Raw genomic sequence first — 15625 nt, forward strand, 5'->3', positions numbered from 1 at the left:
CGAAACCGACACAGTCCCGGTCGAGCGTGGTCGAGTTTGTGTCGAGTGCGGGCGTATCCTTCGTGTCATCTTCGGACTTCAGGCAAATCGCGATACGGACGGACTCGGGCAAAGCTGAAAGGCTGTTCCGCGCCGCGGTGTCGGCGTTCTGCTCGCTCACCCGCCCGTCACGCCGAGAGATCGGCCAACTCGAAGACCTGACGCTGCCGCTGTTCGACAATGTGTCCGTCGAATCACGCCGCTACGTGGCGGCCGCCCTGTCCGAATGCGAATATGCCCCCGCCGCATTGGTGCGCCGTCTTTGCGAGGAGCCGGTCGACATTGCCGCGCCGCTGCTCATTCGCTCCCGCGCGGTCAGTAACATCGACCTCATCGCGCTGATCGGGCGGCACGGCCTTCCGCATGCACGCGCCATTGCGCGCCGCAAGGACTTGAACCCGACCATCGCCGACCTGATCAGGGCGCTCGAAAGGCCAACCCTGGTACGCGTGCGGGAACCCGACGCGAACACCATCGTCGCGGCCAGGGCCGTAACGACGACAGCGGACAAGATTCCATTGGCAAGCACGGAATCCGTCGCCGAAGAGCCCGCCAGAGAACGGGCGGCCGGCATTGCCGCTGAAAACGCACGGCGCAGGCTCCGCACCATGATGCGCAAGGGCGACGAGGCCGCGGCGACGAACGCCGATCCGTTCACGGGCGCGGATACCTATGTCAAACTGCGCGAGACGGCGCTGACGGGAAACGCGGCGTTCTTCCAGACCGCGCTCGCCGACGCACTCGATATCGATTTCTCGATCGCGCGATCGCTCACCGGCAACCAGAATTATGCCTCGCTGCTTGCAGCACTGCGCTCGCTCGACCTCAGCGAGGACCGGGCATTCCTGATCACGGTTGCGGTCTATCCCAGCCAATTCCCCCATCCGCAGGCCATCCGCGCCTTCCTCGACCGCTACCGCCTGCTGCATCGCGATGCGGCCCAGGACAAGGTGCGGCTCTGGAAAGCCGAGACACTTTCGAGAGCGGTTCGCGACGCGGCACCGGCAAACCGCGATAGCCGCAGGGCATCGAACAGCGACGATACGGCGGCTTCGTCCGGCCTCAGGGCATCTTCACGGAAATAAGCTGCTCGACAGGAACGGCGCCGGCCTCGATCTCGACCACCCAGATGTCGGGATCGAATTTCTTTTCCCGTTCCAGCCGTGCTTCGAGCACGGCGGCATCATCGCCGGCACCGAGAAGGCTGAAGAAGCGATCGTCGGGCTTCGCCGAATCGTAGCTTGTCTGCGGTGCCGGCCCGAACAGGGCAATGTCTCCCAACCTGCCGCGCGCCAGCACGAAGACAGCGCCGGCTTCGGTTGCGCCGCGCTTGACGACTGCGGCAAATCCACCGGCGCCGAAAACCCGGCGCAACAGGGCCGATACCCACAGATCCGATGTGACGCGCATGAGAGAACTCCAGAAGGCGTGCGGCTATCTATCGATATTTCCGCCGCTCTGCGAGCCGTCTTCCAGCCCTTAGTTGGTGAGGCCGATCTCGCGCATCTTGACGTAAACGAGCTCATCGGGCTCGCCGGTCTGCGGCAGCCCGAACAGCGACTGGAATTCCCTGATCGCCGCCTTGGTGCGCGTGCCGACGACGCCGTCCAGCTGCATGTCGTCATTGCCGAATGCCTTGAGCCCGGCCTGGATCTTGACGATGCGGGCATCGGGTGCCTGCGTCTGATCGGCATTCGCCTGACCAGTGTTCGTCTGCCCGGAATTGGTCTGCCCAGAATTTGTCTGCAACGACACCGGAACGGCGGCCGGCGTATCCGGACGCGGCTGCGGTCTCGGTATGACGGCCGCTGTTTTCGGCGTCGCGCCCAATTGGTCCAGCAGAAGCGCGTCGATCTCGCCGGACGCGTTGAGCCCGACCTTCTGCTGATAGGCCTGGATGGCCTTGCGCGTGTTGGGCCCGGAAATGCCATCGACCGTTCCGGAATAGAAATCGAGATCCTTCAATATGCCCTGCACCTGCTCGACCACAGGATCGCCCTTGATCGGTGCCGGCGTGCCGGATGGCCGCACGATGTTGAACGTCGTCTCCGGTTCGTCGGACGCCGGGTGCCGGAAGCCCTCCATGCTGCGGGTCGCGAAGAACGCGCCCGCATGCGGGAAAGGCTGGTACCACAAGGCATTGGCGGAAACGTAGAACAGCGTCACCAGGAATGCCGTCGACCCGCCGACCAGGACGGGATTGCGCGAGATCGCGCCGCCGACGGCGACGGCGCCGTCCTGAAAGGCGTTGCTGCGGCGTTTGACCGCCTTAGGCCGTTTTGCGGAGCGAGCCATTTCTGTCCCCTTTCGCCATGGCCACCGGCATCGTCAGCACTCCGGCCTTCTCCGCCTGGTGTCCCTTCGGTCCGTTCACCGGCAGGCTGATGGTCACCGTGGTGCCCTCGCCCGGCATGCTTTCGATGGACATCGTGCCTTCGTGCAGGGCCACCAGGCCCTTGACCAGCGAAAGGCCGAGGCCAGTCCCCTCGAACCGGCGGGTATAGTCGTTCTGGATCTGCATGAAGGGCTTGCCGAGATTGGCAAAATCCTCCTCGGCGATGCCGATGCCGGTGTCCCTGACCCAGAAGTGCAGGCGCGAACCGATCCGCTTGGCGCCGACGACCACATCGCCACCATCGGGGGTGAACTTGATCGCATTGGAAACAAGGTTGATGAGCATCTGCTGCACGGCACGCCGGTCGGCATTGATATCGCCGGCGTCCGGCGCGATCTGCGTCTGCAGATCGATGTTCTTCGCCTGCGCCTGCAGCCGCAGCATGGACTGACACATGTCGACCGCTTCCGCGAACCGGAACGGCTCCGGCTCGGTCGCATAGACGCCCGACTCGATCCTGGACACGTCGAGTATCGAGGTCACGACGGCCAGCAGATGCTGGCCCGAATCCCTCACCAGGCCGACATACTCCTTCTGGCGCGGATCCTTGAAGGCGCCGAACATCTCGTGCAGCAGCATGTCCGAGAAGCCGATGATGGCATTCAACGGCGTGCGCAGTTCGTGGCTGACCACCGCCAGGAAGCGTCCCTTGGCGACTTCGGCCGAGGCCGCCGCCTCATTGGCCGCCGCGAGATTTTCGCGCAGCCGGGCAATGTCGTCGTTCTCGCACAGGACAAGCGTGAAGACGTCGCCCTGTTCTTCACCTCGCACCAGATCGAGTGAGAACGGCCGGTAATTGTCGGCCGCCTGGCCATTGCCGTTCTGAGGCAGCCTGATGCGCAATTCGAGCCGGCGTGACAGCGCGCCATCGCGCATGTCGGCCAAGGCGCTGAGATAGCAGACGCGATCCGACAGATGGACGCGATCGAAGAAGCCGTTTCCGGACAGCAGCTCGGGCGGCAGCTTCAAAAGCGTGCGCGCCTTAGCCGAAGCGTCCAGAACCTCGCCATGGCGGGCGACGCGCAAGACCACCGCATCTATGATGTCTTCAAGACGGTCTGCCGTGTCGGTGACGTCGGCCGCACCGGTCGTGTTTTGAAACGCCGACGCGCGCGGGATCAATGTGAGGGCCCAGGCCAACGGCACCAGCCAGTGCCACGCGGCAATCTGTGCTCCGGCGAACGGCAACAGAATTCCTGCCAGAGGCTGCGCCAGGATGGCCACAGCGGCCGACGCGGCTCCCCACAATGCCGCACGCCGCGAGGCGCCGATCCACCAGGCTTCGAACGGCAGCGCCACAACGAGCATGGCGACGGGAGAGCTCAGCCCGCCGGCGGCGGCGATGAGACCGCCAAGCGCAATGCCGGCCATCGCCAAGGCGACCTGAGCAGCGATGGCCATCTTGCCGGTCGCCGCCACCAGCAGGGCGACGAACCAGCACAGACCAAAGGCCGCGAAGATGGCGGCCACGGTGACGGCGGCGCCCATGCCCGACGTGACCAGCGTGACCGCGGCGCCGGCGGCAAAAAAAGGAGCAGCCAGCAAGACGCCGATGAAGCGGCGCTGGCGCTCGCGATCGTTCTGCCCAAGGATGGACGGGTGTACCATACGTTCGCAACCAGCGGCCATCGCGCCAGGCAATTCAACGTATCTGGCCTTGATCGAACTCAACTCAACGCACCCGTACTCGTCGTGGACAGCTCTGCTTTTGCAGATTGTTTTGGTTGACTCCGAAACTCGCATCCAGCGTTTAAGGAATGGATAAGGCAGCGCCGACCAAGACCCGGCCTGCGGCAAATATTGGGATGCGGGCGGCCGAAAGCCCCGGCAAATGTAGCCATAGTAAACGGAGGGTTATCCGGCGCCCACGCCCAAGGGGTGTATCCACCCGGCGCCTGGACTCCCGGGTTTCACGAAAAACGCATTCAAGACAGATAGATAGATGGTTATCCGGACTTAAGGAAAATCGTTCGGATTTGAAACAAACCGTTTGCACAACGGTTCATTTCGAATTTGCCTAAAATTTGCGGAAAATTCTCGGCGAACCTGCAAGCCGTCCTTTGCGCCTGTGTGCCAACATAATGCCTACAAAAGAGGTCATGCCATATGGATGCATGATCCGGTCACGACGAGAGGCAAGGGAATGGTCTTCCTGATAAGAATGGCTTTCTGGTTCTCGCTGGTGCTGCTGGCGCTGCCACTGACTGTCGGTCCCGACGAATCGGGCCGCGAGAGCGTCGGGCCGATCCAGGCCCTGTTTGCGGCGCGTGAAGCGGTTGGCGACATCGCCGGCATTTGCGAACGCAAACCCGACGTCTGCGAAACCGGCAAGTCGGCCATGCACACCATCACCGCCCGCGCCAAGGAGACCGCCAAGATCGCGGCCGCGATGCTGGACGACAAGTCCACCGCGGGCCCTGACACGTCGACGATGACCGGCAGCGTGCCGGAGGAAATCGTCTTGCCCGAGACAGTCAACCTGCCGGTCCAGAATTAGCCGTCTCGACGGCGCACCGCGGGCCGTCTGCCCTCTCGACGCCCGCGGTGTCCTTGTTTTTTTCGTGACGCGGCGCCGCCGCGTGACTATATCCGGACCATGACGACCACGATCCAGACGATCCGCGACGACTTCTCGTTCCTCGATGAATGGGAAGACCGCTATCGTTATGTCATCGACCTCGGCGAGGCACTGCCGCCATTTCTGGACGATGAACGCAACGCCGCCAACAAGGTGCCGGGCTGCGTCAGCCAGGTCTGGCTGACCACCGAACGCGGACCGGGAGCCGATCCGGTCATCACCTTCACCGGCGATTCGGACGCCCATATCGTGCGCGGGCTGGTCGCAATCATGCTGGCGCTGTTTTCCGGCAGGACCGCCAGCGATATCCAGAAGACCGACGCGGAAGGAACGTTGAAAGAGCTCGGCCTCGACGAACATCTGTCGCCGCAGCGCGCCAACGGCCTTCGCTCCATGGTCAATCGCATCAAGCGCGATGCCGAGGCGGCGCTGAGGCAGACCGCCTGACAGCCGGAGCGGTTCATCGTTCTACGGAGCATAGAAGCGCTCTACTTCGTCATCTTGACGCAATTCCGGATGGAAAACCCTTTCACACAAAATCAAACGGCGCCCGAAGGCGCCGTTGCTGTCGATCCGATCTGGCGAGCAGCGATTACCGCGCCTTGCGCTTGCGGCCGAGACCCATCTTCTTGGCAAGCTGGGACCGCGCAGCAGCATAGTTGGGTGCAACCATCGGATAGCTCGGGTCGAGGTTCCACTTTTCGCGGTACTGATCCGGCGTCAGGTCGTAGTGGGTCATCAGATGACGCTTCAGCGACTTGAACTTCTTGCCGTCTTCAAGGCAAACGATGTAGTCGTCATGAACCGAGCGCTTCGGGTTGACTGCCGGCTTTTGCTTGTCGGCAGGCGGCTGTTCGGCAGTTCCACCCACGCGCCCGAGCGCGGCATGGACATCGGATATCAGGTTCGGCAATTCGCCGACCGGCACCGGATTGTTGCTGACATAGGCGGCCACCACATCGGCGGTCAATTCGATCAGCGCATCGCTGTTTCTGGAAGGTGTTTCGACAATATCCATGGTCATCAGGCCCCAACAAGAGTTACGTCAGTGTGCGCCCTTTTTTTTCAGGCAGGGCATCGCGCGAATTTTATGCAGGTAGAGCTTCTGCGATTCGTGTCGCGTGCACATCAATGACCCTGCTGATCAAGTAAGTCAATTCGGTCTTTGCGCTATATTGAACAATGTTGATCAATTGTTCCCGGATTAGCTTCAACCTTTCGTGCATTTTGTAATTTTTCGATATTTCGCCCGCCAACCAGCAACCGCTGACGCAACGTCAGTTCGTCGTTACATTCGCGATAACTCACAAAGCAGGTTTCAATGCTTGATTTTGCTTGGCAATCGCACGGGCAAGCTTGGTTGCCCATACCTGTCCACAAAACCACAGGTTGCCGCATGTCCTGCGCAAGCAACCAGGCGACATGCCGGTCATGTGAACTGGCTTGGATCAGTCGCTGCCAGGTCAGTCAATGCGGCGTGATGTATTTGCCATAGGCCCAGCCAGTGACGAAGTTGCCGTTCTGGGCCGGGTCATGCCAAACTTCGCACCAGCGATAGCGACTGTTCCTGCTTCCACGCCGGTTGATTGGCGATGTCGAGCAGGCTTATCCCGCCGGTGCATCGTCCGGTCATCTGCAGAACAGTTCCGTTCGGATACGCCGCCTGTTTCTGGGATGTGCCCGAAGGGTATTTGCGCACATTGAGCGTGTCACCGAACGGCACATTGGCCACTTGCCAAGCCGCGAATACGGTCGCATGAGACTGGCCGGTAGAAGCCAGAGTTAGCGAAGCAACGGCGAAAGCTGCTGCAATCCGAGGATATATATTCATCATCTCTCCTCCCGGCCCATCATCTGGAGCCGACACGACCCTTAAGCTGCGACTCTTGAACCCGACCTGATGGGCGTGTTCATTCGCTATTCAAGATAGTTCCCCATTCAAGATGCTTCCCCATTCAAGATATCGGCAAAGCGAGACGCATGACCAGCACTTCCGCATTTCCGCACGTCAGCCCGCCAGCGCCCGAGAAACGGCCTGTTTCCGACACGCATCACGGCATCACGCGAACCGACGACTATGCCTGGCTGCGGGCCGACAACTGGCAGGAGATGTTCCGGGATCCGTCATTGCTCGATGCGGGGATCCGCGCCGAGCTCGAGGCCGAGAACGCCTATCAGTCGAAGCTGATGGCCGACACGGCCGAGTTGCAGAAGCAGCTTTTCAAGGAAATGAAGGGCCGCATCAAGGAAGACGATTCCTCCGTGCCGATGAAGGACGGACCTTATGCCTATGGCTCATCCTTCAAGCTTGGCGGCGAGCAGCCGCGTTATTTCCGCATGCCGCGCGACGGCGGCGCCGAGCAGATCCTGCTTGATGGCGATGCGGAAGCGACGGGCAAGGCCTATTTCCGTCTTGGCGGCGTCGACCATTCGGCCGACCACCGCAAGCTCTTGTGGGCATTCGACGACAAGGGCTCCGAATTCTACACGCTTCGCGTGCGCGACCTTGACGATGGCAGGGAGCTCGCCGACCGGATTCCCGACACGGGCGGTTCAGGCGTCTGGAACGCCGGCGATGACGGCTTCTTCTACACGCGTCTCGATCCCAACCACCGCCCGTCCAAGGTGCTGTTCCATGCGCTTGGGCAAAGCCCTGAAAGCGACCGGCTGATCTATGAGGAAAGCGATCCCGGCTTCTTCATGAATGTCGACGGCACGCGCAACAACGAATGGATCATGATCGGCATCAACGATCACGAGACCTCGGAATACCGCCTGATGCCCGCCAGCGACCCGTTTGCGGAACCGAAGCTGGTCTCGCCGCGCGAGACCGGCCTTCAGTATGATCTGGAAGAAGGCGGCGACATCTTCTTCATCCTGACCAATGCCGATGGCGCCAAGGATTTCAAGATCATGACCGCGCCGGCGAGCGATCCGGTGCGCGCCAACTGGCAGGAACTGGTGCCGCATGAACCTGGCCGGCTGATCCTGTCGGTGATCGGCTTCAAGGACCACATGGTCCGGCTCGAACGCTGGGAAGGCCTGCCGCGCATCGTCGTGCGCGACCGCAGCAGCGGCGAGGAGCATCTTTTGTCCCTCGACGAGGAGGCCTTCTCGCTCGGCCTGTCGGGCTCTTATGAGTACGACACCGAGATCATGCGCTTTTCCTATTCGTCGATGACGACGCCGGCCCAAGTGTTTGATTACAACATGCGCACGCGCGAGCGGGTGCTGCTCAAGACCCAGGAAGTGCCCTCCGGCCATGACCAGGATCACTACGTCACCAGGCGGCTGATGGCGCCCGCCGCCGATGGCGAACTGGTGCCGATCTCGCTTCTCCACCACCGCGACACGCCGCTGGATGGATCCGCACCTTGCCTGCTTTACGGCTACGGCTCCTATGGCATCACGGTGCCGGCCGCATTCAACACCAACTGGTTCTCATTGGTCGACCGCGGCTTTGTCTTTGCCATCGCTCATGTCCGCGGCGGCAAGGACAAGGGCTATGGCTGGTACGATGACGGCAAGCGGGCGCACAAGATGAATACGTTCACGGATTTCATCGCCTGTGCGCGCCACCTCGTTGCCGAGCGCTACACAACGCATGACCGCATCGTCGCGCAAGGAGGCTCGGCCGGCGGCATGCTTATGGGCGCCATCGCCAACATGGCGCCGGAGTGTTTTGGCGGCATCGTCGCCGAGGTGCCCTTCGTCGACGTGCTCACCACGATGCTCGACGCCAGCCTGCCGCTGACGCCGCCGGAATGGCCGGAATGGGGCAACCCGATAGCGTCCGCCGACGACTACCGAACCATCGCCGCCTACTCGCCCTATGACAATGTCGCCGCGCTGGATTATCCGCCAATCCTGGCGCTGGCCGGCCTCACCGATCCGCGCGTCACCTATTGGGAACCGGCCAAATGGGTGGCACGGCTGCGCGACCGCAAGAGCGGCGACAATCCCGTGCTGTTCAAGATCAACATGGATTCGGGCCACGCCGGCGCTTCCGGCCGGTTTTCGCGACTGGAGGAGATCGCCTATACTTATTCCTTCGCACTGAAGGTGATGGGCAAGGCGCAGCTTGCAGGAGGGATCCGCCAATGATCGATCTGTCAACATTGACAACCTACATCGCGGTTGTGCTCGGCTTTGTCTTCATTCCAGGCCCAGCCACCCTCCTTACCGTCGCGCGGGCAACGAGTTCCGGAACGAAGGTGGGCATAGCGACCGGTGCCGGGATCGCAGCCGGCGACGTGGTTCACACCGTCATGGCCATGGTCGGCATATCGGCGATCATCGCCACTTCGGCGGCGCTGTTCAGCATCGTAAAGTACATTGGCGCCGCCTATCTCGTTTATCTCGGCATTCGCGCGATCATCGAGAAAACACCGGCCAACCCGGCTGCCGGCGCGCTTGCCATCTCCGCCGGCAAGGCGTTTCGACAGGCTATCCTGACCGAAGTGCTCAACCCCAAGACCGCGCTTTTCTTCCTTGCGTTCCTGCCTCAGTTCGTGCGGCCTGAAAATGGGTCGGTGATGCTTCAGTTGACCACACTAGGGGTCATCTTCGTCATGCTGGGTCTTCTCAGCACGGTCGTCTTTGCAGTGAGCGCCGGTCGGCTTGGCACTTTCCTGCGCCGAAATCCGAGGGTGCCAAAGTGGCAAGGCAAGATTGTCGGCGGCATCTACTGTGCCTTGGGCGTCCGTCTGGCACTGCAGCAACGCTGACGCGAAGCGAGGTGTCGGCACTGCGCCGCCGGCCGCTCACGGTCATCATTTTTTGATTTGCGCATGGTCCCTTATGACGCTTCTGTTCCAGCCATGTGAAGCGGATTTTCCGCTCGCAATTGCAATGGCTGCGCGCTACCCAGTGCACGGCTTCTGTGAGGCCACTACAGCCCCAATCGCGTAAAGGTCCATTATGCTGCTCGTCGACGTCTATCTCGACAAATCGCCCATCCAGGGCATCGGCGTCTTTGCCAGGAACCGCATTCCCCGCGGCACGCGGATCTGGAAGCTGGATCCGAGGTTCGACCGGCTCATCAAGGTCGAGACCTATGAGCGCGAGAGCGGGTCGGTGAAGAGCTATCTCGACCGCTATTCCTATCCCGACAGGCGCGACCCGAACTTCATCGTCTTCGAAGCCGACGATGCGCGCTACATGAACCATGCCGACGAGCCGAATTGCGACGTCTCCTCGCCCGAGGAGAGCTTTGCGCTGCGCGACATCGCACCCGGCGAGGAGCTGACCTGCAACTACAACCATTTCTTCGAGACGGGCTTCGACTTTCTGGGCGACCGCCACCCGGCGTCCGACAACTGAAAGCGTCGCACCTGACGAGAGCCGCGCGCGGCGCTTCAACTGTTGTTTTTATGCACGTCGTTGACCCAAACCGCTGAGCAGTTTGGGCGGCATGCGTCAGTTCGCGGTCTTCTTGCGCGCCGGATAGCCGTTTGGATGCGGCGGGATCGCCTTGAGGTAGGCGGCAATCGCCGCACGATCCCCCGCGGTCAGTTCGGCCATGTTCTTCTGCACGTCGACCATCGCGCCGCCGACAGCATCGAAATCGGGCGTGAAGCCGGTCTCGAGGTAATTGGCGATGTCGGCTTCGGACCAGTTGCCGATGCCGCCCTCGCCCGGTGTGATGTTGGGCACGATGCCGCTGCCTTCGGCGGCCACGGCGCCCGCCAGCCACTCGTTCTTCTTCGTCCCGCCCGCAAAGTCGCGCGGCGTGTGGCATTCGCCGCAGTGACCCGGCCCTTCGACCAGGTAACGACCAGCCATCACTGGATCAGGCGTGCCTTCGGGAAGCGAAACGACCGGCTGATCGCCGAGATAAAGCCGTTTCCAAAGGCCGATGCCGCGGCGGATGTTGAACGGGAACGTCAGCGAATTGCCGGGCGCCTTGCCGGCGACGGCCGGCAGCGTTTTCAGGAAGGCATAGAGGTCGGCGATGTCAGCCGGTTTCATGCGTGCGTAGGACGCATAGGGAAACGCCGGATAAAAATGCTCGCCCGACGGCGACACCCCTTTCAGCATGGCATTGGCGAGGTCCTCGACCGACCACGCGCCGATGCCGTCCTTGGGGTCCTGCGAAATGTTGGGCGGCACGAAGGTGCCGAACGGCGTCTTGAGCGCGAGGCCACCCACCAGCTGAAGCCGGGCATCGCCTTGCGACCCCGGCTTTGCATGGCACGAGGTGCAACCGCCGGCATAGAAAATGCGCTTGCCCCTGGCCACGTCGCCGGGGCCGAGCTTAGCCAGGGTCTCGCTGTCGAGCCTCACCGGCGCCGACAGGACCCACCCGGCAACCGCGCCGACGCCGCCCAGAACGACGAGGGTGCCGACGAGCTTTTTCAGCCAGGGCATGGCCCGCTATCAGCCCTTTTTCACTCGATAGGTCTGGTGGCAGGTGCCGCAGTTGGACGCGATGGTGTCAAATTGCGCCTTCAACGTGTCGACGTCTGCGGGAGGGGCAGCGGTCGCTGCCTTGACGTCGGCGATAAATTTGTCGTTGGCCGCCTTGAAGCCGGCCATGTCTTCCCAGATCTTCGGCGCAGCCGTGGTGTCGCCCGTGTCGCTGCCGGCCGGGAACAGCGCGTCGACATCGACCTTCTCGGCATTCGCTTGCAGTGCCTGCAGAGCCGTCAGCACAGCCGCGGCATCAAAAGGCTCCTCGCCCTTTACCACCTTGGAAATGCCGCCGACGATCTTTCCACGCTCCTTCATCAGAGCCTGCCGATCGAGGATCGGGTCGGCAAAGGCCGCCGACGCCGCGAGGGCGAGCATTGAGATGGCGATGACAAGCTTTCTCATTCAATTGGCTCCATGATGAAGGAATTTTGGGGATGAGGGCATTTCGGGACAGGACGTTAACGGATGCGACTGGCGGAATATTCCCTTCGCCTCGGATGAATTTGCTGCGCCACAGCAAAAGAAAAGCCCCGGGGTGCCGGGGCTTTTCTGCAGATCGATCAGGACATCAAATGCGTCGCGCCAAAAGGGACCCGAACGATGCGGTTGGCCCCTTGTTTTCGTGCACCTTGTGGTCCCAAAACCGCTGTGCACTTTTGGGCGACATGCATCAGGCCTTTTCGTAGAGCTCGAGCACGTGATCCCAGTTGATCAGGCTGTCGACGAACGCCTCGAGATATTTCGGCCGGGCGTTGCGATAGTCGATGTAGTAGGAATGCTCCCAGACATCGACGCCGAGGATCGGCGACGCGCCATGGACGAGCGGGTTTTCGCCATTCGGCGTCTTGGAGATCGCCAGCTTGCCGTCCTTGACCGAAACCCAGGCCCAGCCGGAGCCGAACTGCGTCGTGCCGGCGGCGATGAAATCGGCCTTGAACTTGTCGTAGCCGCCAAGATCGCTGTCGACTGCCTTCTGCAGGGCGCCGGGCAATTTGTTGCCGCCGCCGCCTTTCTTCATCCATTTCCAGAAATGGATGTGGTTGTAGTGCTGGGCGGCATTGTTGAAGAGGCCGGCATTCTTGCCGAACGACTGCTTGACCACCTCTTCCACCGACAGATCGCCCATTCCGGCTTCCGCGGCCAGCTTGTTGCCGTTGTCGACATAGGCCTTGTGGTGCTTGTCGTGGTGATATTCCAGCGTCTCTTTCGACATGTAAGGCTGCAAGGCCTCATAGTCGTAAGGCAAAGCGGGCAATTCAAAAGCCATGGGTAGTACTCCCTCGTGGAAAATCCGGTGTCGATACCGGACTAAGATAGGTCTGGATTGAGCTCGGACAACTCCGGAATGAAGCGCCGGTTCCCTTTCTAGGCGGGTAGCGGAAAACTGTCACACGGTTTTCCGACGACGAACCGCGCAGCGACAAAAAGCCAGGCCGGACGCGTCAGCCAGCCGACGTCGAATGCGCCCAATCCCAATAGAGTTCGCGCGCCTTCTTGGCCACCGGCCCGGGTTGCAGGTTGCGCTCCTCGATGCGCGTGATCGGCACCACCTTGGAATGGTTTCCGGTCGAAAAGATTTCGTCCGCTTCCAGGAAATCCCGTATCGACAGGGTCTTTTCGGTAGTCTTGAAGCCATACTCGCCGAGCAGCGTCATGGTGCGGGAGCGGGTGATGCCGGACAGGAAGGTGCCGTTCGGGGCCGGCGTCAGGACATGGCCATCCTTGACCAGGAAGATGTTCGAGGTTCCGGTCTCGGCGACGTTGCCCAGCATGTCGAGCACCAGCGCGTTGTCGAACCCGCGCATCTTGGCTTCGAGAATGGCACGGCCGTTGTTGGGATAAAGGCAGCCGGCCTTGGCATTGGTCGGCATGGTTTCGATGGTCGGGCGCCGGAACGGCGATACGGTCACCGAAAAGCCGGTCGGCGGGATCATCGGCGACTCATAGAGGCAAAGGCAAAAACGGGTCGAGGCAGGATCGGCCGGCACGCCCATATAGCCGCCATGCTCGGCCCAGTACATCGGCCTGATGTAGACGGCTGTCTTGCCATCGAACTTCTTCAACCCGTCCCAGGTAAGCCCGACGATCTTGTCGGCGGTCATCGACGGCTTGAGGCCGAGCGCAATCGCAGAGGAATTCACCCTGGCGGCATGGCGGTCGAGGTCGGGGGCAACGCCTTCGAACCAGCGGCCGCCGTCGAACACGCTGGTGCCAAGCCACATGGCGTGGCTGCGCGGCCCCAGAATGGCGACATTGCCCTCGTGCCAATCACCATCGACGAAAGTCCATGTCGCAGATAGTGCCTCAGCCGCCAGTGTCATCGCGTTGTCCCGTCCCGATCAATCTCGTGTGACAGCCATTGGAAGATGCTTTGGCGGGCGCCGTCAACCGGCATTGCGGAGTTTTGTTGAGGCCAGCGGCGAGCGCGGTGCAATCAAAGCTTGCACCTTGTCGTGCCTCGCCTCAAAACTGTTGCCATGCAATACGCCGCCTATGTTTTCGATGCCTACGGCACGCTGTTCGACGTCCATGCCGCCGTGCGCCGTCATGCCGACCAGATTGGCCCGGACGGCCAATTGTTGTCCGAAATCTGGCGCGCCAAACAGCTCGAATACTCCTGGGTGCGTACACTGATGGGCGCCTATGCCGATTTCTGGCAACTGACGGAACAGGCGCTCGATTTCGCCTTGCGCAAGGTTCCCTCGGCCGATCCTGGCCTCAAGGCCAAACTGCTGGACGCCTACTGGCGGCTGGATTGCTATCCCGAAGTGCCGGCCGTGCTCAAGGCGCTCAAGGCTTCGGGAGCGAAACTGGCGATCCTGTCCAACGGCTCGCCCGAGATGCTGCAGGCAGCGGTCAAGTCCGCCGCGCTCGATCAGGTTCTGGACGACATCTATTCGGTCGATACGGTCAGGCGCTTCAAGACCGATCCGGCGGTCTACGACATGGTCACCACCGGCTGGCGCCTCTATCCCAACGCGGTTTCCTTCCAGTCCTCCAATCGCTGGGACATCGCCGGTGCGACCAAATTCGGCTTTCGCACGGTCTGGATCAACCGTTCCAACCAGCTGGAAGAGTACCGGGACTTTCCACCGGCCCTGATCCTGCCATCGCTCGAAGCATTGGTGCCCGGCAGCTAGGTTGCAAAGCTGTGTCTCTGACGCCACAGTGGCGGCGCAGTCACAGCTTCGCCTTTGTTTGTCCACGTTCGGGCCAGAATCGGAACCGCCTATCGCGCCGGGTGTTGTCAGACACCCACGCAGCAGTCGGCGTTTCAACCTTTGTTGCGATTTGACACCTAAAGAAGGCAACCATGTCCATAGCCGAAATCGAATCCTTTCGCCTGAGCCGTCGCGGCTTTCTCAACGCCGCTGCATTGGGCGCCGCTTCGATCGCGGTTTCCGCATGCGCCACCACCGGGCCGGAACCGGTCGAGCCGCCACCGCCGCCAACCTATGTCGAGCCGCCGCTGCCCGACTATGCGACGATGTACGCGGCCGTCAGCGACGGCGGCTTCGACCTTCCGCCAATACCGTTCGAGAGGATCGATCCGCAGTTCCTGCGCCAGATCGTCCCCGATCCGACGGGACAGAAACCCGGCACCATCATCGTCGACACGACCGGGCACCATCTGTATCTCGTGCGCCAGGGCGGCCAGGCGATCCGCTACGGCGTTGGCCTCGGCCGCGCCGGCTTCGAATGGTCCGGCGACGCCGTCGTCCAGTGGAAGCAGAAATGGCCGAAATGGACGCCGCCGGATGAAATGGTCGCCCGGCAGCCGGAACTGAAGCCATACAGCGCCGAAAATGGCGGCATGCCGGGCGGGCTGAAGAATCCGCTCGGGGCGCGCGCTCTCTACCTCTTCCAAGGCGACGTCGACACGCTCTACCGCCTACACGGCTCGCCTGAATGGAAGTCAATCGGCAAGTCGGTCTCGTCAGGCTGCGTGCGCCTGATGAACCAGGACATCATCGATCTCTACGACCGCGTGCCTTCGAAGACACCGGTGATCGTGACCAGCGATGTCAGCCAGCCAATGGTGGCAACGGCCAACCGCCGGGCTATTCCGATCGACGCCGGCGTGCCGGACGGATCGGTCCTGCTCGGGCCGGTGAAGGCCATCACGAATTCGATTTTCTGAGCCGCGGGGTGCGTGGCGGAAGAGCCATGCGAGCATCGTGCGCATTTTCGGACGTGCA

16 protein-coding genes and 1 pseudogene are annotated in these 15625 nt (G+C 61.8%); 8 read left to right on the top strand and 9 right to left on the bottom strand.

Annotation, left to right across the window (positions count from 1 at the left end; genetic code table 11):
- The first annotated feature begins 62 nt into the window (after positions 1-62).
- Positions 63-1124 (top strand): hypothetical protein, encoded by a 1062-nt coding sequence (locus AC07FD_RS02745; RefSeq protein WP_478348542.1) that lies wholly within the window; start codon positions 63-65, stop codon positions 1122-1124.
- Here the strand turns inward: AC07FD_RS02745 and AC07FD_RS02750 are convergent.
- The 3 genes from AC07FD_RS02750 to AC07FD_RS02760 form a co-directional block, all read right to left on the bottom strand.
- Positions 1102-1449: a DUF1491 family protein gene (locus AC07FD_RS02750; RefSeq protein ID WP_478348543.1), complete on the bottom strand. Its 348-nt coding sequence runs from the start codon at positions 1447-1449 to the stop codon at positions 1102-1104. The genes AC07FD_RS02745 and AC07FD_RS02750 overlap by 23 nt on opposite strands.
- A 69-nt stretch (positions 1450-1518) precedes the next feature.
- Positions 1519-2334 (bottom strand): peptidoglycan-binding domain-containing protein, encoded by an 816-nt coding sequence (locus tag AC07FD_RS02755; RefSeq protein ID WP_478348544.1) that lies wholly within the window; start codon positions 2332-2334, stop codon positions 1519-1521.
- The gene (locus tag AC07FD_RS02760) at positions 2309-4042 is read right to left on the bottom strand and encodes a sensor histidine kinase (RefSeq protein ID WP_478348545.1); all 1734 of its coding nucleotides are present in this window, start codon (positions 4040-4042) and stop codon (positions 2309-2311) included. The genes AC07FD_RS02755 and AC07FD_RS02760 overlap by 26 nt, the downstream gene beginning before the upstream one ends.
- Positions 4043-4577: 535 nt before the next feature.
- Here AC07FD_RS02760 and AC07FD_RS02765 point away from each other — a divergent pair.
- The gene (locus AC07FD_RS02765; protein ID WP_478348546.1) at positions 4578-4931 is read left to right on the top strand and encodes a DUF5330 domain-containing protein; all 354 of its coding nucleotides are present in this window, start codon (positions 4578-4580) and stop codon (positions 4929-4931) included.
- A gap of 99 nt (positions 4932-5030) precedes the next feature.
- Positions 5031-5459, top strand: coding sequence for a SufE family protein (locus AC07FD_RS02770; protein WP_478348547.1), 429 nt, complete (start codon positions 5031-5033; stop codon positions 5457-5459).
- Positions 5460-5604: 145 nt separating this feature from the next.
- On the opposite strand, the gene AC07FD_RS02775 is transcribed toward AC07FD_RS02770, so the two are convergent.
- Complete coding sequence (locus tag AC07FD_RS02775; protein ID WP_095089970.1) at positions 5605-6030, bottom strand: Ros/MucR family transcriptional regulator; 426 nt, start codon at positions 6028-6030, stop codon at positions 5605-5607.
- A 449-nt stretch (positions 6031-6479) separates the two neighbouring features.
- Positions 6480-6843 (bottom strand): annotated as a pseudogene (locus tag AC07FD_RS02780) (SH3 domain-containing protein).
- A 149-nt stretch (positions 6844-6992) separates the two neighbouring features.
- Here AC07FD_RS02780 and AC07FD_RS02785 point away from each other — a divergent pair.
- The 3 genes from AC07FD_RS02785 (at position 6993) to AC07FD_RS02795 (ending at position 10334) form a co-directional block, all read left to right on the top strand.
- Positions 6993-9116: a S9 family peptidase gene (locus tag AC07FD_RS02785; RefSeq protein ID WP_478348548.1), complete on the top strand. Its 2124-nt coding sequence runs from the start codon at positions 6993-6995 to the stop codon at positions 9114-9116.
- Positions 9113-9739 (top strand): LysE family translocator, encoded by a 627-nt coding sequence (locus tag AC07FD_RS02790; RefSeq protein ID WP_478348549.1) that lies wholly within the window; start codon positions 9113-9115, stop codon positions 9737-9739. Before AC07FD_RS02785 ends, AC07FD_RS02790 begins: the two co-directional genes overlap by 4 nt.
- A 193-nt stretch (positions 9740-9932) precedes the next feature.
- On the top strand, positions 9933-10334 hold the full coding sequence (locus AC07FD_RS02795; protein ID WP_095089877.1) for an SET domain-containing protein: 402 nt from the start codon (positions 9933-9935) through the stop codon (positions 10332-10334).
- A gap of 96 nt (positions 10335-10430) precedes the next feature.
- Here the strand turns inward: AC07FD_RS02795 and AC07FD_RS02800 are convergent, their stop codons facing one another.
- The 4 genes from AC07FD_RS02800 to AC07FD_RS02815 form a co-directional block, all read right to left on the bottom strand.
- Entirely contained in the window at positions 10431-11381 is a 951-nt protein-coding gene (locus AC07FD_RS02800) for a cytochrome c (protein ID WP_478348550.1), read from the bottom strand.
- A 9-nt stretch (positions 11382-11390) separates the two neighbouring features.
- Complete coding sequence (locus AC07FD_RS02805; RefSeq protein WP_478348551.1) at positions 11391-11828, bottom strand: c-type cytochrome; 438 nt, start codon at positions 11826-11828, stop codon at positions 11391-11393.
- 268 nt (positions 11829-12096) lie between these two features.
- Entirely contained in the window at positions 12097-12693 is a 597-nt protein-coding gene (locus AC07FD_RS02810) for a superoxide dismutase (protein WP_095089869.1), read from the bottom strand.
- 175 nt (positions 12694-12868) lie between these two features.
- On the bottom strand, positions 12869-13747 hold the full coding sequence (locus tag AC07FD_RS02815; protein ID WP_095089867.1) for a branched-chain amino acid aminotransferase: 879 nt from the start codon (positions 13745-13747) through the stop codon (positions 12869-12871).
- Positions 13748-13903: 156 nt separating this feature from the next.
- Between AC07FD_RS02815 and AC07FD_RS02820 the strand changes: the two genes are divergently transcribed.
- Both AC07FD_RS02820 and AC07FD_RS02825 read left to right on the top strand, forming a co-directional pair.
- On the top strand, positions 13904-14566 hold the full coding sequence (locus AC07FD_RS02820) for a haloacid dehalogenase type II (protein ID WP_478348924.1): 663 nt from the start codon (positions 13904-13906) through the stop codon (positions 14564-14566).
- Positions 14567-14739: 173 nt separating this feature from the next.
- On the top strand, positions 14740-15567 hold the full coding sequence (locus AC07FD_RS02825) for a L,D-transpeptidase (protein ID WP_095089863.1): 828 nt from the start codon (positions 14740-14742) through the stop codon (positions 15565-15567).
- The last annotated feature ends 58 nt before the right edge of the window (positions 15568-15625 follow it).

Source organism: Mesorhizobium waitakense, from assembly GCF_056431085.1.